Origin of the sequence: Burkholderia sp. BE12 (genome assembly GCF_002959955.1) — a bacterium.
GTDB lineage: Bacteria > Pseudomonadota > Gammaproteobacteria > Burkholderiales > Burkholderiaceae > Burkholderia.
Genome location: NZ_PREY01000005.1, coordinates 261,903 through 279,483, shown reverse-complemented (window position 1 = coordinate 279,483; position 17,581 = coordinate 261,903). Strand labels below are relative to the sequence as shown.

Sequence of the window (17,581 nt, the reverse complement as noted above, 5' to 3'; positions counted from 1 at the left end):
GTTGGGTCAGCGTCGAAGGCGACGCCTGCGGCCCCGGTGTCGGCGATGCGCGCAGCGAAGAGGCCCGCATGACGATCGCGGTTGATAAAACGTCGAGCCACGGCTTCGCCGATCTGTCGATCACGGCACACGTCGCGGAGACGCAGCGCAAGAACGGGGATTACTCGGATACGGGCAAGCGCACGGCGCGCACGATCGTCCACTACGACGGCAAGTCATACGGCATCGATATGTTCCGCGACTTCTGGTATTCACCCGCTTCGAAGAAGCGCTTCAAGTAAGACCGCCACTCCGCCCACCTACTCCACAACCTTCGGCCCGATCGCATCGGTCGGCGCCGGCATCCGCAACGCGTCGTCCCGCACGCGTCGCGCCTCGCGCGCCGAATAGCGGTCCTTCAGCCGCAGGAACGGTTTTTCGACGAGAAAATAGCTGGCGGTCGCGGCCAGCAGCGCCCACACGATGCCGAGCGGAAATGCGTGCGCGACCGGCAAATCCGGGTTCGCGAACGGCTGCTGCCACAGATAAAGGCTGAACGAGATCGTGCCGATGAACACGACGGGCCGCGCACGCAACCACCGCGCGCACCAGAACTCGCTGCGGAAATTCAGCACGACGATCACGATCGCGATCAGCGCGGCTTCGAGCGTCACGCCGTACGTCGCATTCCAGAAGCCGCCCAGCCGATGTTCGGCAAGCGGCATTCCGAGCAGCACGACGAAGACGAGCGCCGTCACGATGCGCGCCTCGCCGCGCCACGAGCCGATCCACGCCTCGAGCCGTTCGCGGTTGAGCGACGCATAGCAGCCGATCAGGATCGGGTCGACACCGGTATGGAGCATCATCCCGAGCTGCCCGCGCAGCGCGGGCGCAGCGAAATACGTGACGGCGCGCACCAGCGGCACGATCAGGATCAGCGCGGCCAGCCAGCGCGTGCCGGCGCGGCGCATGCCGAACACGAACAGCAGCGGCCAAAACCAGTAGAACTGCTCCTCGAGCGCAAGCGACCAGAAATGGCCGAGGTACCACGCGCCGTCCGGATGCAGCGCGTTGTCGCCGGTCAGCCCGAACCATGCCGAGTAATTCCACAGGTGCAGCGCCGCATAGAGCCATTGCCGGCGATCGACGTCGAACCAGCCGGCGAATGCCACGATTGCAACGGCCGCGAGATACACGTAACAGGCCGGCCAGATCCGCAACGCGCGGCGCACGTAGAACGACGTCAGCGCGATGCCGCCCGTGCGCGCGAACTCGGCGCGCAGCACGTTGGTAATCAGGAAACCGCTCAGCACGAAGAAGATCAGCACGCCGAGCCGGCCGTCGGCGATCAGCCGCAACGGCGCGTACCAGCCCGTATAGCCGCCGGGCAGCACATGCTCGGCATGACCGACGACGACCATCGCGACCGCGACGGCGCGCAACCCGGTCAACTGCGTGACGCGATGGTTCATCGGCTGGTTTCCGTTGGCACGGTAAAGAAACGGGAGTCGGCCGGCGCCCGATTGGCCCGCCGACCTGCCGCCGGGATTTTGTATGAAAAATATCGGAATGAAATTGCTTCAAAAATCCGCGTGACCAATACCGCCCGCGACGCTGCACCACAGCGTGCCAACGTCAAGCGCGACGAATGGGCATAATGACAAGCCTTGCCCGGCGGCGGCCGGTCCGATGCCCACGCAACGAATTTTGCGGCGCAGCAGCATTCGCGGCACCGTACCTCGCCCGCCCTCCGGCCCGCGCTTCGTCCGTCTCCTGTCGCCCCTTACCCGGAGCCTGCCTGTGTATCCACCGATCGAACCCTACGCCCACGGCCACCTCGACACCGGCGACGGCCATCGCATCTACTGGGAGCGCTGCGGCAACCCGGCCGGCAAGCCCGCCGTGTTCCTGCACGGCGGCCCCGGTGCCGGCTGCGGCCCCGACCATCGCCGCCTGTTCGATCCCGAGCGCTACGACATCCTGCTGTTCGATCAGCGCGGGTGCGGGCGCTCGACGCCGCATGCGAGCCTCGAGAACAACACGACGTGGCATCTGGTCGCCGATATCGAGCGCCTGCGCGAGATGGTCGGCGCCGAACAGTGGCTGGTGTTCGGCGGCTCGTGGGGCAGCGCGCTGGCGATCGCGTACGCGGAAACCCACCCCGAACGCGTGAGCGCGCTGATCGTGCGCGGCATCTTCACGATGCGTCGCGCGGAACTGCTGTGGTACTACCAGGAAGGCGCGTCGTGGCTGTTCCCCGATCACTGGGAAGACTTCCTCGCTCCGATTCCGGAGGCCGAGCGCGGCGACCTGATGGCTGCCTACCATCGCCGGCTGACCGGCGACGACGAAGCCGCGAAGCTCGAAGCCGCACGCGCGTGGAGCATCTGGGAAGGCCGCACGATCACGCTGCTGCCCGATCCCGCACTCGCCGCGCACTTCGCGGACGGCCACTACGCGCTCGCGTTCGCGCGGATCGAAAACCACTACTTCGTGAACAAGGGTTTCGTCGAGGAAGGCCAGTTGCTGCGCGACGCACATCGTCTCGCCGGCATTCCGGGCGTGATCGTCCAGGGCCGCTACGACGTCGCGACGCCTGCACGTACCGCATGGGAGTTGTCGAAGGCGTGGCCAGGGGCGACGTTCGAAATCGTGCCCGGCGCCGGGCACGCGTACAACGAGCCGGGGATTCTGGAAGCGCTGGTCGCAGCGACGGACCGGTTCGCGGCCTGAGCGGCGCAACAACGCGACGCGGCACGTGCTGCCGGGCCTACCGGCATACGCACGCGCCGCCGGTCACAACGCGGCTTCGACGATCGTCCGGCCGCTGATCGCCTGCTCGACGAGCTGTTCGTCACCGACCTTGCGGATCGCATCGTCGAGCAACCCTTCCGGCTCTTCGGTCGCCACCTTCAGCAGGCCCGACAGCCCGCGCGCGTCGAGCACGACCAGCGTCTGCATCGAATCCGCGCGGCTCACGAGCACGCGGCGGAACGCCGGGCCCGCGCCGAAGCTCGCACAAAGCTCGATCGTCTCGTTGCCGAGCGTGTAGTCGAAGTGCTTGATCATGGTCTGCCGCCGTTGCGTGGAAATGGCGACGCGCGACGGCGCGGCGCCGTGACGTCGACGCACCCGCGCGTGCCGCCGGCGTGCCGGACCGGGGTCCGAACGTTCGCCGGCATCACCATGCTAGGCGTGCAGAATTAACGAAGACTTAAAGCGCGCGAGCCCCGCCCGGCGCCCCCTCAAACCGTATCGAGCGGCTCGACCGTCACGCCGACCTTCAGCTCCTGATCCGCCCCGCCGCCGCGGATCACGCCGCGCAGCGGCGTCACGTCCGCGTAGTCGCGGCCGACGGACAGCATCACGTAGTCGTCGCCCGGCGCACGATCGTTGGTCGGATCGAGCTGCAGCCAGCCGCCGTCCTCGGGCCACGCCGGGTCGTACACCTCGACCCACGCATGCGACGCGTCGGCGCCGATCAGCCGCGGCTGGCCGGGCGGCGGCTGCGTGAGCAGGTAGCCGCTGACGTACCGCGCGGCCAGCCCCAGCGAGCGCAGCGCGCCGATCATCACGTGCGCGAAATCCTGGCAGACGCCCTTGCGCAACCGCAACGCGTCGAGGGCCGACGTCGTGATGTCGGTGCTGTTCGGCGTGTACGCGAAATCGGCATGCACGCGCCGCATCAGGTCCCACGCAGCCTGCACGAGCGGGCGTTGCGGCGTGAAGCTCGCGGCCGCGTATGCGGCGAGTTCGGAGTCGCATGCCACATGCGGCGACGCGAACACGAACTCGCTCGCCGGGTCGTAAGGCTGCCCCGCGCGGAACCGCAGGCGGTCGCGCACGGCCTCCCATGTGGTGGCATGCGCGGCGTCCGGGTTCGCGATCGCAGGCGGCGGCTCGCCGCGCGCGCCGAGCGACCACACGGGCGGCGTCACGCGCACGGTGCTGCGGCTGCGCACCAGCAGCGTGTCGTGCGGCAGGTTCAGCGCGAACGATGCGCGCGCATTGCCGAATGCATCGAGTTCGGTGCCGACCGATTCCGGCGCGGGCTCGATGTCGAGCGAGAACGACAGCACCTGCTGGCGCGGCGTCGCGAGCGGTTGCAGGCGTGCCTGATGCTGCGCGGATTCGACGCGCGCCGCGTAACGGTATTCGGTGTCGTGCGTGACGCGCAGCAACCGGCCCGGCGTGACGGCGGCCGGCGCATCCGTTGCGGCCGGAGCCGACGGCGGTGCCTGCCGTGCGGTTCCGGAACCGGCCGGGGTTTTAGGCGCGCCCTTCGTCGTCACCATAGCGTCCTGCCCGCCTCGCGCACGTGGCTGAAATAGCGCTCGCCGATCCGGTTCGACAGTTCCCAGACCGCCTTCACCGTCGTGTCGAGCGCGGCAAGCAGCTTGTCGTGCCGACCGCCTTCGGCGGTCTCGCACAGCTCGTGCAACGACCACGCGGGGATGTCCGGAACCGTCTCGGCCAGCTCGGACAGCGCATAGCCTTCGCCGCGCTCGACCTTCGTCAGCCGTCCGCGCAGCGCCTGCACGACCCAGCCGAGCGAGCGGGGGTTGTCGGTATCGAGCACGACGAGCGACAGCAGCGGCGCGACGTCGAAGCCGCGCTGGAACCGCGAGCGGAACGTGATCGTGCTGTCGAACAGTTCCAGCACGAGTTCGAAGCCGTCCTGCCGATGCACGGCGCCTTCGTCGAACGCGAACTTCAGCACGCTGCACAGGAAGTCGAGCCGGTCGATCTGCCGGCCGATCGACAGCAATCGCCAGCCGTCGTCGCGCGTCATGTTGTCGGTCTGCGCGCCGGTGATCGCGCCGAGCAGCAGGCCGACGCGTTCCAGCAGTTGCAGCGCCTCGTTGCCGATTTGCTCCTCCGCCTCCGGTTGCCCTGCGCTGTCCGCGAACAGTTGCGTCGCGTCGTCGATCAGCCGCCACTGATCGCTCGACAGCCGTTCACGAATCGCGGCAGCCGCGCCGCGCATACCGAACAGGCACGACGCGATCCCCGACGTGCGGTCGGCGCCGCGCGTCAGCGACGTCGCCAGCTCATGCTGGAACGCGCGCGGCGCATCGACGGCGTGCGGCGCGTCGGCCGCGATCAGCCCGGTGTCGCGGCACAGCGTGTCGAGCAGTTCCAGATGCGCGGGGCTGTCGACGTCGTCTTCGCCGCGCAGCCGTTCGAGCGCGGCACGCGCCAGGCGCATCAGATTGGTCGCGCGCTCGGTGTAGCGGCCGAGCCAGAACAGGTTCTCGGCCGCGCGGCTCGCGATCGCGCGCGGCCGCTCGACGAGGTCGTCGGGGCCGAGGTGCGTCTGCAGCAGCGTCGTCGAATCGACGATGCCCTCGGTCATCACCCACGTATCGACGGTGCTGCCGCCGCGCGGCATCGGCGCGTTGAACAGCGTGTCGCGCGTACCGACCCGCGATAGCCCGCCCGGCAGCAGCCGCCAGCGCTGCGCGCCGTCGGCAAGCGCGAAGACGCGCAGCAGCAGCGGCTTCGGTACGATGCGCGCGCTGCCGTTGCCGTCGGGCGCATCGGCTCGCGGCCAGGTCGGCGCCTGCGACAGCGGGAGATCCGCCTGCACCGTGTAATGTTCGGGCCGAGCGAGAATCCGCGCGCGCCATTCCGCCAGTTGCGCCTGCGTGAGCCGCGCGCCGATCACCGGTTCGAATGCACCGCCATCCTGCACGTCGGGTGGATAGGATGCCTTGACGATGCCGCGCGCGAGCTGCGGCAGCGCGTCGTCGCACGCGGCCGCCTCGCCGCACCACCACGAATGCACGGCCGGCAGCGTCAGCGTTTCGCCGAGCAAGCCTTCCGCGAGACGCGGCATGAAGCCGAGCATCGCCGGCGATTCGAGGAAGCCCGAGCCCGGCGCGTTCGCAAGCAACACGTTGCCCGCGCGCACGGCCTGCAACAGCCCCGGCACGCCGAGCATCGAATCGGGCCGCAGTTCGAGCGGATCGAGCCACGCATCGTCGACGCGCCGCAGGATGCCGTGCACCGGCTCGAGCCCGCTCAGCGTCTTCAGGAACACGCGGTTGTCGCGCGCGGTCAGGTCGCCTCCTTCGACGAGCGTGAGGCCGAGATAGCGCGCGAGATACGCGTGCTCGAAATAGGTCGCGCTGTGCGGCCCCGGCGTCAGCAGCACGATCCGCGAATTCTTCGCGGCGGGACTGAGCGACTGCATGCTCTGCAGCAGTGCACGGTAAGCGGACGCGAGCCGCTGCACGCGCAGCCCGCGAAACCCGCGCGGAAAGAGCCGCGACACGATCAGCCGGTTCTCGAGCAGGTAGCCGAGCCCGGCCGCACCCTGCGTGTGTTGCGCGACGATCCGCCACTGGCCGTCGGGGCCGCGCGCGAGATCGAACGCGACGACGTGCAACCACGTATCGCCCGGCACGCGCGCGCCGCGCATCGCGCGCAGGTAGCCGGAGTGGCCGGTGACGAGCGCTGGCGGCAGCAACCCGCGCTGCAGGATCGTCTGCGGCCCGTACAGGTCGGCCAGCGTCGCGTTGAGCAGTCGCACGCGTTGCAGCACGCCGCGCTCGATCGCGACCCAGTCCTCGGGCGTGACGATCAGCGGCAGCAGGTCGAGCGACCACGGGCCGACCGCGCCGTCGCCGGCGCGCTGCTCGTGCAACTGGTAGAACAGGCCGTTCTCGCGCATGCGCCGATGCAGCGCGTCGGCGCGGCGGTCGAGGTCGGCCACGCCGTCGCTGCCGATCGACGTGAAGAAGCTGCGCCACGCGGGCGCAAGCGCAGGCGCGTTCAGGCCGGCCGCGCTGCCGCGCAGTTCGTCGTAACGGCCGGCGGCCGCCGGTGCCGCGAGCGCGGCGGCCAGTTCGGCGGCGTCCGGCTGAGCGCCGGAATCGAAGAGCGTGGGCATCGCGTCGAGGGCGGCGAGATGATCGATGTCAATGGGCGGCACGATGTCGTTCCGTCGTCAGGATGCAGCCGCGCATGCGCGCCGCCGCACCGGCGGCAAGCTACCGCGGCGCGCGGCCGCGATCTGCCCGCATCCTAGCATTCCGGCGCGGCCGCCGGGAGGTCGGAAACCCCGCATCGTCGTCCGCCCTGTCATCGATCGATCACGGCCGCCGCAAGTCGAGCGTGAACGGGAATTCGCGGCTCGGCGCGGCAGCCGCGACATCCATCCGCCCCGGCGTGTGCCCGATCTCGACGAAGCGCGCGAGCCGGCGGCTCTCGGCTTCGTACGCATTGACCGGGAACGTCGCGTAGTTGCGCCCGCCCGGATGCGCGACGTGATACCGGCAGCCGCCGAGCGAGCGCTGCAGCCACGTATCGACGACGTCGAACGTGAGCGGCGCATGCACGCCGATGGTCGGGTGCAGCGCAGACGGCGGCGCCCACGCCTTGTAGCGCACGCCCGCGACGTACTCGCCGACGGTGCCGGTCGGCTGTAGCGGCAGCGCGCGGCCGTTGACGGTCACGACGTGCCGGTTGTCGTTCAGCCCCGTCACGCGCACTTCGAGCCGTTCGACCGACGAATCGACGTAGCGCACCGTGCCGCCGGGCGCGCCCTCCTCGCCCATCACGTGCCACGGCTCCAATGCGCCGCGCAGCGACAGTTGCATCCCGTTCACCGCGATCTGCCCGAACAGCGGGAAGCGGAATTCGAAGTGCGGCGCGAACCACGCCGGATCGAACGCGAAACCGGCGTCGCGCAGCTCGGCCAGCACGTCGTCGAAATCCATCCGGAGAAATTCCGGCAGCATGAACCGGTCGTGCAGCGCGGTGCCCCAGCGCGTGAGCGGCGTCGTGTACGGCGCCGCCCAGAAGCGCGCGACCAGCGCGCGCAGCAGCAGTTGCTGCACGATGCTCATTCGTGCATGCGGCGGCATCTCGAACGCGCGCAGTTCGAGCAGGCCGAGCCGGCCGGTGGACGAATCGGGCGAATACAGCTTGTCAATGCAGAACTCGCTGCGGTGCGTGTTGCCCGTCACGTCGATCAGCAGGTTGCGCAGCACGCGGTCGACGAGCCATGGCGGCATGTCCTGCCCGTAGAGCAGCTTGTTGCGCTGGATCTCCGCGAACGCGATGTCGAGCTCGTAGAGCTGGTCGTTGCGCGCCTCGTCGACACGCGGTGCCTGGCTCGTCGGCCCGATGAACAGCCCCGAGAACAGGTACGACAGCGACGGATGGTTGTGCCAGTACGCGATCAGGCTCGCGAGCAGATCCGGGCGACGCAGGAACGGGCTGTCGGCCGGCGTCGCGCCGCCGAGCACGAAGTGGTTGCCGCCGCCGGTGCCGACGTGCCGCCCGTCGACCATGAACTTCTCGCTGCACAGCCGCGTTTGCCATGCGGCGTCGTACAGGAATTCGGTGTGGTCGACGAGTTCGTCGAAGCTCGCGGCCGGATGGATGTTCACCTCTATCACGCCGGGATCGGGCGTCACCTGCAGCAGCTTCAGTCGTGCGTCGCGCGGCGGCGGGTAGCCTTCGAGCACGAGCTTCACGCCGCGTGCGTGCGCGGTCAGCTCGATCGCGCCGAGCAGGTCGAGATAATCCTCGAGCGCGGCGAGCGGCGGCATGAACAGGTACAGGATGCCGTTTCGCACCTCGACGCACAGCGCGGTGCGCGTGATCCACGCGGCCGATTCGAAGCGCTCGGGCTGGCGATGCGGGTCCGCGGTGCCTGATCGGCCGCTCGCGGCCGCGTCATCGGCACGCCACTGCATCACGGTCTGCGCGGACGCTTCGCGATGCACGCCGGACAGGTAGCGCGGCGCGTCGGCCGGGCCGGTATAGCGCGCGCGGATGGCCGCGGCTTCCGGCAGCGCGTCGCGCGGCGCGAACGGATCGCGATCGACGAGGTACGGATGGTCGGCGCGGGCCGCCCATGGCAGCGAATCGAGCGGCAGCCGATAGCCCATCGGCGAATCGCCCGGCACGAGGTACATCCGCTCGTCGCGGAAGAACCACGGGCCCGTCTGCCAGCGCGGCCCGTCGAGGCCCGACCGATCGCGGTCCGACTCGTCATCCGTGCACTTGACCGGCAGCACGTAGCCGACCACGCTGTCGAGCTGCTGCTCGAACACCTTGCGCAGCCGCGCGCGTTCGAGCTCGTCGTCGAGGCGCGCGTCGAACGGATCGACGTTGACGGGCAGCCGACGCTCGCGCCACAGGTAGTACCAGACGTCCTCGTAGCCGGGCTGGATGAATTCGCCGCTCAGGTTCAGCCGCGCGGCAAGCGCATGGATGAAACGCTTCGCGTCGTCGGTGGTGTACGACGACGGCTCGCGTTCGTCGGCGAACAGCGACGGATCGTGCCACACGGGCTGGCCGTCCGCGCGCCAGAAGATCGACAGCGCCCAGCGCGGCAATTGCTCGCCCGGGTACCACTTGCCCTGCCCGAAATGCAGGAAGCCGCCGTCGCCGTATTCGGCGCGCAGCCGCTGCACGAGTTCGGTCGCGAAGCCGCGCTTGGTCGGGCCGAGCGCATCGGTGTTCCACTCGGCGCCGTCGCGATCGTCGATCGACACGAAGGTCGGCTCGCCGCCCTGCGTGAGCCGCACGTCGCCGGCGGCCAATGCGCCGTCGACCTGCGTGCCGAGCGCCAGCACGGCATCCCACTGCGATTCCGTGTACGGCTTCGTCACGCGCGGCGACTCGTACACGCGCGTCACGCTCATCTCGTGCTCGAACGACACCTCGCACTCGTCGATCAGCCCTTCCACCGGCGCGGCGCTCGTCGGCTGCGGCGTGCACGCGAGCGGAATATGCCCTTCGCCGGCGAGCAGGCCTGACGTCGGATCGAAGCCGATCCAGCCGGCGCCCGGCAGGTAGACCTCGCACCACGCGTGCAGGTCGGTGAAATCGACCGACGTGCCGCTCGGGCCGTCGAGCGATTTCACGTCGGGGGTGAGCTGAATCAGGTAGCCCGACACGAAGCGCGCGGCGATGCCGAGATGGCGGCACAACTGCACGAGCAGCCACGCGCTGTCGCGGCACGAGCCGGACGCGAGTTCGAGTGTCTGCGCGGGCGTCTGCACGCCCGGCTCCATCCGCACGAGATAGCCGATGTCGTGCTGAAGCTGCTGGTTCAGCGCGACGAGGAAGTCCACGGTGCCGGCCGGCGTGCGGTCCACGCCGTCGAGATACGCGCGAAACAGCGGCGCGGCGCTCGTCTGCGGATCGCACGCGAGATACGGCGCGAGCTCGGTCTTCAGCGCGTCGTCATAGCTGAACGGATATTGGTCCGCGCTCGCCTCGAGGAAGAAGTCGAACGGGTTGTACACCGACATCTCGGCGACGAGATCGATCGTGATCTCGAAGTAGTCGGTGCGCTCCGGAAACACGAGTCGCCCGAGATAGTTCGAGAACGGGTCCTGCTGCCAGTTGACGAAGTGCTGCGCGGGCTCGACCGTCATCGAATACGCGAGGATCGGCGTCCGGCAATGCGGCGCGGGCCGCAGCCGCACGACCTGCGGGCCGAGGTTGACGAGCCGGTCGTAGCGATAGCGGGTGGTGTGATGCAGCGCGACGTGGATGGACATGGGAGCTCGAGTCGGGTTGGGCCGGCCGGGCACGCCGCGTCGCTTTCGACGCGGCGGCCCGGCATGGCGGATTCGGCGAAAACGCGCGCCGGGTCAGACGAATTCCGGCGTCTGCACGACGCTGATCTCGACGCCGACGGCCGTCGCGCCGAGCCCCGTCACCGGCTGCGCGTCGCGATGGTCGAGGCCGACCGCGATGCGCACGTAGCGTTCGTCCGGACAACGGTTCATGAACGGGTCGAAGCCGACCCAGCCGAGCCCTTCGACGTAGGCCTCGGCCCATGCATGGCCGGCCGGCTGCTGCGTCAGCGTGGCGGCTTGCGGCTGCGCGCCGAGCGCCGCCTGCGACTGCCCCTGCGATTGCGACTGCGATTGCCCCTGCGATTGCGATTGCGACTGCGATTGCATGGCATGCGACGCGCCGAGCGCCTGCTGCATGCCGTCGCCGCTCTGCAGCGCGAGCGCTGCCTCGTCCTCGACGTCGCCCGCATGCTGTTTCGCATCGGCGATGCGCTGCATCGCGCTGTCGGCCAGCACGTAGCCCGAGATGTAGCGCGCGGGGATCTTCAGCACGCGTGCGGCCGCGATGAACGCGTGTGCATGGTCGCGGCTCGTGCCCTCTCCGCTTTGCAGCGCGGTTTCCGCATCGACGGCGGCGTCGGCGGCCAGGTTCGGCGCGTACGCGATGCGGCCGTGCACTTCCGTCATCAGCCAGTGCAATGCGTCCAGTCCGAGCGGCTCGATGGGCAGCGCGTCGGTCAGCGCGCGCACGGTGTCGCCCGCCTTCGTGAGCGCGGTCTCGCGCTCGAAGACCCACGGCGGCGCATAGCCTTCGGAATGCCCGAGAATGCCCGCGCGGTCCTGCGTCTCGACGACGCCGGCCGCCACGACGACGATCTCCGCCTTCGCGCCGCGATCGTGGCGCACGAGGTCGATCCGGTTGCCGAGCCCGTCGGCGTAAGACAGCGTCGGCTCGACGCCGTCGATCGTGACCTGCCACGCGCGCACCGTTTGCCCGGGGCCCGACTGCGGGCGCAGCCGCAACCGTTGCAGTGCGTGGGTGGCCTGATCGTCGAACTGGTAACGCGAAATGTGTCGGATGGCGAGTCGCATGGCAAGCCTCAGTCGAAGTTGTAAGCCTGGGCGATTTCGAGCCCGAGGCTGTTGTTGCGGCCGATGAAGTCGGTCAGGAACTCGTGCAGGCCGCTCTTGAAGATCCGCTCGACCGAGGTATCGGACAGCATTTGCAGGATCTTCGTGGCCGTGTCGTGACACGGGTGTGTCACGCCGTAATCCTTCGCGAGCAGGTTCAGGCTCGACACGACGCGCCCGTAGCAATAGCGCAGCGAACGCGGCATGCGGCCGTTCAGGATCAGATAGTCGGCAATGTTCATCGGCTTGTACTGCACGTCGTACACCCAGCGGTACGAACGGTGCGCGGCCACGCAGCGCAGGATCGTCTCCCATTGGTAGTTGTCGAGAATCGTGCCGACGTGCGATACCGACGGCAGCAGCAGGTGATATTTCACGTCGATGATCCGCGCGGTGTTGTCCGCGCGTTCGATGAACGCGCCGATCTGCGCGAAATCGAAGATCTCGTTGCGCAGCATCGTGCTGTAGAAGCTGCCGAGAATCAGCGCGGTTTCGCGCTTCACTTCGTCGAGCACGGCCGGCAGCTCGCTTTCCGGCACCGGCTGCGCCAGCGCGCGGCGCAGCGCGAGCCACGCGCCGTTCACGCTTTCCCACGCCTCGCGCGTGAGCGCCGTACGCACCATCCGCGCGTTCGAGCGCGCCGCCTCGATGCACGACAGCACGCTCGACGGATTGTCGCGGTCGCGCAGCAGATAGTCGGTCACGGTATCGGCCGCATACGCGTCGTATTTCTGCCGGTAGCCGTCGTCCGCGCCCGAGCTGACGAGCACCGACGACCATTCGGCCGGCGCGTCGGCCGTGCGCGTGAGCGCCATCCGCAGCCCGGCGTCGACGATGCGCGCGATGTTCTCCGCGCGCTCGATATAGCGGTACATCCAGAAGAGACCGCTTGCAGTACGTCCCAGAAGCATCTCGTGTCCACTCCGTCTTCGTTCGGTTCGCGCGCCGGCTCCGGCGCGCGCGGTCGTGCCCGGCTCAGTCGGCCAGCACCCAGGTGTCCTTGGTGCCGCCGCCCTGGCTCGAGTTGACGACGAGCGATCCTTCCTTCAGCGCGACGCGCGTGAGCCCGCCCGGCGTGATGCGGATGCGGTCCGACACCAGCACGAACGGACGCAGGTCGACGTGGCGCGGCGCGAGGCCGGCGTCGGTCAGGATCGGCGTGGTGGACAGCGCGAGCGTCGGTTGCGCGATGTAGTTCGCGGGACGTGCACGCAGCTTCGCGGAAAACGCCTCGAGTTCGGCCTTCGACGCGCACGGCCCGACCAGCATCCCGTAGCCGCCCGAGCCGTGCACCTCCTTCACGACCAGTTCGTCGAGATGCTCGAGCACGTACTTCAGGCTGTCGGCCTCGCCGCAGCGCCAGGTCGGCACGTTCTCCAGCAGCGCCTTGCGGCCCGTGTAGAACTCGACGATCTCCGGCATGTACGAGTAGATCGCCTTGTCGTCGGCGATGCCGGTGCCGGGCGCATTCGCGATCGTGATGTTGCCCGCGCGGTACACGTCCATGATGCCCGCCACGCCGAGCACCGAATCCGGGCGAAACGTGAGCGGATCGAGGAACGCGTCGTCGACGCGGCGGTACAGCACGTCGATCGGGCGGAAGCCTTCGGTCGTGCGCATCGCGACGCGGCCGTCGATCACCTGCAGGTCGCTGCCCTCGACGAGGTGCACGCCCATCTGGTCGGCGAGGAACGAATGTTCGTAGTACGCCGAATTGTGGATGCCGGGCGTGAGCACCGCGATGGTCGGATTGTCGGCGTTGCCGCCCGGCGGGCAAACGGCCGCGAGCGACTGGCGCAGCATCTGCGGATAGGTTTCGACGGGGCGCACCTTCACCTGCTGGAACAGCTCGGGGAAGAGCTGCATCATCGTCTCGCGGTTTTCCAGCATGTACGACACGCCGGACGGCGTGCGCGCGTTGTCTTCCAGCACGTAGAACGCATTCTCGCCGGTGCGCACGATGTCGACGCCGATGATGTGCGTGTAAACGTTGCCGGGCGGCCGGAAGTCGATCATCTCGGGGATGAACGCCTCGTTGTGCGCGATCAGGTGCTTCGGCACGATGCCCGCGCGCACGATTTCCTGGCGGTGGTAGATGTCGTCGAGGAACGCGTTCAGCGCCATCACGCGCTGCTCGATGCCGAGCGACAGCCGGCTCCATTCCGCCCCCGAGATGATGCGCGGGACGATGTCGAACGGAATCAGCCGTTCGGCAGCCTCCGCGTCGCCATAGACGGCGAACGTGATGCCCGTCTTGCGGAACACGCCTTCCGCGTCGTGGGCCTTCTGGGCGAGGCTCGCAGGGTTCTGCGTGTCGAGCCATTGCTTCAGGCGCGCGTAAGGCGCCCTTACCATGTCGCCGGATTGCAGCATTTCATCGAATGGCTTCATCGATCTTTTCTCCATCGATCGTTTTCCCGGCATTGCGCATGCCGGACCGGCGTACTGAATGCTTTGCAAGGAACGTGCCTTGCTCGATCCCCTCGATATCCCCCTGTTTTTGCGCCGCCCAGGCATGCCCGCGCGGCATTGCGCACCACAACGGTGCAACGCGCGCCGCAACGGGCGCTTGCGGTGCGCCGCGAACGCGCACGGCCGATGCTGCGCCGCGTCCAGCGAACATAGTTCTCCCGCGTGTCACGTATGTGCAATCTGCACTGCACCAAAAGCCGCGAGCCCGGGCCCCGAAATGGCCATGAACGGGCGGGCCGGCACGCACACGGCGCAGCCGGCCCTGGGGAAGTGCCGTCCCGGCCGGCCGGAACAGTCCGACGCGGTGAACTGTCCGGTTAACCAGTGCGGCCCCTCAACGCTATGTAGCCGTAATCCCGCCGACAATGCTCATGCATATTTCGACTGACACCCATCGAAAAAAAACATCGGCCCGAGCGGCGCGAGGCGCGGTACGCTAGAACGTTGGTGCAGCGGACGGCGCCGCCTTTCCGGCGCCCGACTATAAAAAGCGAAGATCGAAATGGAAGCAAAGTGGCTGGAAGATTTCCTGAGCCTTGCGGATACCAAGAGCTTTTCCCGGGCCGCGCGTCACCGGCACCTGACGCAGTCGGCGTTCAGCAGGCGAATCGCCGCCCTCGAAACCTGGATGGACGCGAAGCTGGTGGACCGGAGCATCAATCCGATCGCGCTGACGCCCGCCGGCCAGATGTTCCGCGGGCTCGCCGCGGACATCCTGCGCAGCATGTATGCGGCGCGCAATCTCGTGAACGGTTATGACCAGTTCGCGGCGAGCGACCAGGTCGTGCGCTTCGCCGTCGCGCATACGCTCGTGTTCACGCTGTTTCCCGAATGGCTCAAGCAGCTCAACGACGAGGTCGGCCACGTGACCGCGCGCGTCAACGCGGTGAACGTGCCGGAAGGCGTGCAGCAACTGGTCGAAGGCGAATGCGACCTGCTGCTCGGCTATCACCATCCGCAGTTGCCGATCGTGCTCGACCCGAACCACTTCCCGTTCGTCAGCCTCGGCGTCGAGCGGATCCTGCCCGTGTCGTCGCCCGACGCGCGCGGCAAGCCGGTATTCCAGCTGCCCGGCACGCCCGACGCGCCGCTGCCGCTGCTCGCCTATTCGTCGGGCGCCTTTCTCGGCAACATCGTCGAGATGCTGCTGCTGAATGCGACCGAACCGTATGTCCTGCACCGGTGTTTCGAGACGCACATGTCCGAAGCGCTGAAGGGCATGGTCGTGGCAGGGCACGGCATCGGCTGGCTGCCGGAAAGCTGCGTCGCGAAGGAGCTCGCGGACGGCACGCTCGTGTGCGCGGGCACGGGCGACTGGATCACCGAACTCGAAATCCGCCTGTACCGATCGGCGCGCAAGCGCGGGCTCGCGGCCGAGCAGCTGTGGGCCTACATCATGAACCGGCCGCGCACGGCGATCGACGGTGCGATCGGCCATGAAGAGGCGGCCGCGCCGGCCATGCGCAGCGCGCGGCGAAGCGCGGGCGGCAGCCGCTGACCGAGCGTTCGCGCCGTGGACATCCACGGCGCGCATGGGCGTTCTTTCAAACTGCAATCGATCATCCCGTCCCACTCCGTGAAACCGCTCCCCGTCTGTAATCGATCTCGATAAAACGCAAACGTTTGCGTATTCATGTCGTATTTTTTACTGTTTTCCGTATCAGGTAAGAACATTCAGCCCGCTTTTCCGGGCAGAAATACCTTGTTACACAAGTTTCGATTTACCTGTAACTGTCGGAATGCCTAAAAACGTCGCACCCTCATTTCATGATGTGCGATCTGTATCCCGATTTTGATTGCTTCGCGTCGAACACAGGCGCAATAGTTTCTTTTCTCAGTCGTTATTTTTCGGCACGAACGTCGATACCTCCGATGTGATTCAAAGCGTGCTCGATCATCGCTACCGATGAGCAATTTTCATGTTCGGCAATATCGACTTTATTCTGCATTAAGCGATCCTCACCAATCCCTCCTTATCCTATTTAAATAGGATCTTTCACCCTCGTCCCATTCGGGCCACACGCGGTTGTTGGTTCAAAAACCATCGTGTATCAATAGCGTGTCGCAAAAGAACGTTGGCAAATTCGACTCGGAATCGATGCGCGTCATCGACTCCGAACGGGAGATGGAAATGTCACCCTCGCTTCAACAGCATGCTCGCCCTTTCCTGAGCGTCGCGCTCTCCGTGCTCTGCATGAACGCCATGGCCCAGACACCGGCGGCCTCGTCGCCGGCGTCCGGGCCGGGGGCAAACCGGTACATGATTTCGTATATCTGCGGCGATGCGCGAATCGACGGTACCGCGCCGCTTCCCCCGGACGGCCGCCCGTACAACCTCGGCGTGTCTTTCTTGTCCGGGAGCACCGGGCAGCCGCTCTCCAACGTACAGGTGCGCCTGCGCCGGCACGGGCGCGTGCTCGTCGAATTCAATGCATCGGGATCGCGCTGCCTGTTCAGCGTGCCGGATGCGAGCTATCGGGTCGAAGGAACCTACCAGGGCGCCACCCAGTTCGCGATCGTCGAGACCGGGACGCTCACGACGCAGTTGCGATGGTGAACGTCGCGCCGCCCCGCATCGATCACGTCATTCGTGGAACGCATCGAATCAAGGAGTCTTGAATGCCCCGTGCAGAACGACCGGACGACTCGCCCGCCCGCCAACCGAAACCCTCGTGGGGTCCGGGAAAGAATGCGGCGCTCAGCATCGCCGCGTTTGCCGCGATCTTCGGTGCTTTCGCGTATGTCGAGCGAGACGCGAGGGTCGGCCATGCGAGCGTGACGCACGATGTCGCCGGCGTGATCGGCAACGCCGTCGGCAAGTACCGCGAGTTCATCGTCGCGGCGACGGGCGGCGCGTCCCGTGCAGCGGCGCCGGCCGGTTCGACGTCGACGGTCGCGCAGGCCCCGCCGGTTCCGCCATCTGCATCGGCTGCGCCCGCGATGTCGGCCGCCGCCGAACCGGCCGCGCCGCCGCTTGCGACGGCCCATTCCGACACGAAACACACGCGCCGCGCACATGTGCCCGCGACGAAGCTCGCGGCCGACCCGCACGCCGCGTCGGCCGGCAGTCGTACGGCGCGCCCCGGCGATGCGCATCGGACGTCACGTTCGCAGGCGCTGGCGCGCACGAGAAAACACCCCGACCCCGTGCCGAGACAGCAACCGCAATCGTATCTCGCCGGCACGTCGCACATGGAGGCAGCCAGCGTCACGCACGATGAACTGGAAGGCGCCCGCGCTCTGGCCAAGGCGCGCTGGTGCGCACAGATCGACGAATGGAGCTGTGTAGAACAAAACGCGAGCCGCGCACTCGCCATCGACCCGAAGAACAGCGAATCGCGCGCGCTGCTCGGACAAGCGATCCGCAACCGCCTGTGAACCGGTCGGAGGGCACCGGGCATCGCTGCCCGGTGGTACGACGGCCGGCGACGAGCGTCGTCGGGCGTGCAACC

General features: G+C 67.7%; 14 protein-coding genes and 1 pseudogene. 6 read left to right on the top strand and 9 right to left on the bottom strand.

Annotation, left to right across the window (positions count from 1 at the left end):
- Positions 1 to 281, top strand: a pseudogene (locus tag C4B30_RS07990) (multidrug ABC transporter ATPase); the annotation flags it as partial.
- A gap of 18 nt (positions 282 to 299) precedes the next feature.
- Here the strand turns inward: C4B30_RS07990 and C4B30_RS07985 are convergent.
- On the bottom strand, positions 300 to 1,451 hold the full coding sequence (locus C4B30_RS07985; protein WP_105132302.1) for an acyltransferase family protein: 1,152 nt from the start codon (positions 1,449 to 1,451) through the stop codon (positions 300 to 302).
- Between C4B30_RS07985 and C4B30_RS35215 the strand changes: the two genes are divergently transcribed.
- Positions 1,443 to 1,637 (top strand): hypothetical protein, encoded by a 195-nt coding sequence (locus tag C4B30_RS35215; RefSeq protein ID WP_158683406.1) that lies wholly within the window; start codon positions 1,443 to 1,445, stop codon positions 1,635 to 1,637. The genes C4B30_RS07985 and C4B30_RS35215 overlap by 9 nt on opposite strands.
- A gap of 142 nt (positions 1,638 to 1,779) precedes the next feature.
- On the top strand, positions 1,780 to 2,712 hold the full coding sequence (gene pip, locus C4B30_RS07980) for a prolyl aminopeptidase (RefSeq protein ID WP_105132301.1): 933 nt from the start codon (positions 1,780 to 1,782) through the stop codon (positions 2,710 to 2,712).
- A 63-nt stretch (positions 2,713 to 2,775) separates the two neighbouring features.
- Here the strand turns inward: pip and C4B30_RS07975 are convergent, their stop codons facing one another.
- The 8 genes from C4B30_RS07975 to C4B30_RS35210 form a co-directional block, all read right to left on the bottom strand.
- The gene (locus tag C4B30_RS07975) at positions 2,776 to 3,048 is read right to left on the bottom strand and encodes a hypothetical protein (protein WP_105132300.1); all 273 of its coding nucleotides are present in this window, start codon (positions 3,046 to 3,048) and stop codon (positions 2,776 to 2,778) included.
- A gap of 176 nt (positions 3,049 to 3,224) precedes the next feature.
- Positions 3,225 to 4,274, bottom strand: coding sequence for a transglutaminase family protein (locus C4B30_RS07970; RefSeq protein WP_105132299.1), 1,050 nt, complete (start codon positions 4,272 to 4,274; stop codon positions 3,225 to 3,227).
- The gene (locus C4B30_RS07965; protein ID WP_034185366.1) at positions 4,268 to 6,874 is read right to left on the bottom strand and encodes a circularly permuted type 2 ATP-grasp protein; all 2,607 of its coding nucleotides are present in this window, start codon (positions 6,872 to 6,874) and stop codon (positions 4,268 to 4,270) included. The genes C4B30_RS07970 and C4B30_RS07965 overlap by 7 nt, the downstream gene beginning before the upstream one ends.
- A gap of 202 nt (positions 6,875 to 7,076) precedes the next feature.
- Positions 7,077 to 10,505, bottom strand: coding sequence for a transglutaminase family protein (locus C4B30_RS07960; RefSeq protein WP_105132298.1), 3,429 nt, complete (start codon positions 10,503 to 10,505; stop codon positions 7,077 to 7,079).
- A gap of 93 nt (positions 10,506 to 10,598) precedes the next feature.
- Positions 10,599 to 11,618 carry a transglutaminase family protein gene (locus C4B30_RS07955; protein WP_105132297.1) on the bottom strand — a complete coding sequence of 340 codons (1,020 nt, stop codon included), beginning with the start codon at positions 11,616 to 11,618 and terminating at the stop codon, positions 10,599 to 10,601.
- Between the two features lie 8 nt (positions 11,619 to 11,626).
- Positions 11,627 to 12,568 carry an alpha-E domain-containing protein gene (locus C4B30_RS07950; protein ID WP_027782780.1) on the bottom strand — a complete coding sequence of 314 codons (942 nt, stop codon included), beginning with the start codon at positions 12,566 to 12,568 and terminating at the stop codon, positions 11,627 to 11,629.
- A 64-nt stretch (positions 12,569 to 12,632) separates the two neighbouring features.
- Positions 12,633 to 14,048, bottom strand: a complete 1,416-nt coding sequence (locus tag C4B30_RS07945; RefSeq protein ID WP_027782779.1) for a circularly permuted type 2 ATP-grasp protein — start codon at positions 14,046 to 14,048, stop codon at positions 12,633 to 12,635.
- Entirely contained in the window at positions 14,032 to 14,280 is a 249-nt protein-coding gene (locus tag C4B30_RS35210; RefSeq protein ID WP_155257317.1) for a hypothetical protein, read from the bottom strand. The genes C4B30_RS07945 and C4B30_RS35210 overlap by 17 nt, the downstream gene beginning before the upstream one ends.
- A 351-nt stretch (positions 14,281 to 14,631) precedes the next feature.
- Between C4B30_RS35210 and C4B30_RS07935 the strand changes: the two genes are divergently transcribed.
- The 3 genes from C4B30_RS07935 to C4B30_RS07925 all read left to right on the top strand — a co-directional run bounded on the left by C4B30_RS07935 (position 14,632) and on the right by C4B30_RS07925 (position 17,507).
- Complete coding sequence (locus C4B30_RS07935) at positions 14,632 to 15,627, top strand: LysR substrate-binding domain-containing protein (protein WP_027782778.1); 996 nt, start codon at positions 14,632 to 14,634, stop codon at positions 15,625 to 15,627.
- Between the two features lie 633 nt (positions 15,628 to 16,260).
- Positions 16,261 to 16,686, top strand: a complete 426-nt coding sequence (locus C4B30_RS07930) for a hypothetical protein (RefSeq protein WP_027782777.1) — start codon at positions 16,261 to 16,263, stop codon at positions 16,684 to 16,686.
- 62 nt (positions 16,687 to 16,748) lie between these two features.
- On the top strand, positions 16,749 to 17,507 hold the full coding sequence (locus C4B30_RS07925) for a hypothetical protein (protein WP_105132296.1): 759 nt from the start codon (positions 16,749 to 16,751) through the stop codon (positions 17,505 to 17,507).
- Positions 17,508 to 17,581: the final 74 nt, after the last annotated feature.

What these genes read in the sequence shown, in the direction of transcription:
- C4B30_RS35215 (WP_158683406.1), top strand. Translation starts at nt 1,443, where the DNA reads ATGGTTCATCGGCTGGTTTCCGTTGGCACGGTAAAGAAACGGGAGTCG.
- C4B30_RS07985 (WP_105132302.1), bottom strand. Translation starts at nt 1,451, where the DNA reads ATGAACCATCGCGTCACGCAGTTGACCGGGTTGCGCGCCGTCGCGGTC.
- C4B30_RS07975 (WP_105132300.1), bottom strand. Translation starts at nt 3,048, where the DNA reads ATGATCAAGCACTTCGACTACACGCTCGGCAACGAGACGATCGAGCTT.
- C4B30_RS07970 (WP_105132299.1), bottom strand. Translation starts at nt 4,274, where the DNA reads ATGGTGACGACGAAGGGCGCGCCTAAAACCCCGGCCGGTTCCGGAACC.
- C4B30_RS07965 (WP_034185366.1), bottom strand. Translation starts at nt 6,874, where the DNA reads ATGCCCACGCTCTTCGATTCCGGCGCTCAGCCGGACGCCGCCGAACTG.
- C4B30_RS07960 (WP_105132298.1), bottom strand. Translation starts at nt 10,505, where the DNA reads ATGTCCATCCACGTCGCGCTGCATCACACCACCCGCTATCGCTACGAC.
- C4B30_RS07955 (WP_105132297.1), bottom strand. Translation starts at nt 11,618, where the DNA reads ATGCGACTCGCCATCCGACACATTTCGCGTTACCAGTTCGACGATCAG.
- C4B30_RS07950 (WP_027782780.1), bottom strand. Translation starts at nt 12,568, where the DNA reads ATGCTTCTGGGACGTACTGCAAGCGGTCTCTTCTGGATGTACCGCTAT.
- C4B30_RS07945 (WP_027782779.1), bottom strand. Translation starts at nt 14,048, where the DNA reads ATGAAGCCATTCGATGAAATGCTGCAATCCGGCGACATGGTAAGGGCG.
- C4B30_RS35210 (WP_155257317.1), bottom strand. Translation starts at nt 14,280, where the DNA reads ATGTTCGCTGGACGCGGCGCAGCATCGGCCGTGCGCGTTCGCGGCGCA.
- C4B30_RS07935 (WP_027782778.1), top strand. Translation starts at nt 14,632, where the DNA reads ATGGAAGCAAAGTGGCTGGAAGATTTCCTGAGCCTTGCGGATACCAAG.
- C4B30_RS07930 (WP_027782777.1), top strand. Translation starts at nt 16,261, where the DNA reads ATGTCACCCTCGCTTCAACAGCATGCTCGCCCTTTCCTGAGCGTCGCG.
- C4B30_RS07925 (WP_105132296.1), top strand. Translation starts at nt 16,749, where the DNA reads ATGCCCCGTGCAGAACGACCGGACGACTCGCCCGCCCGCCAACCGAAA.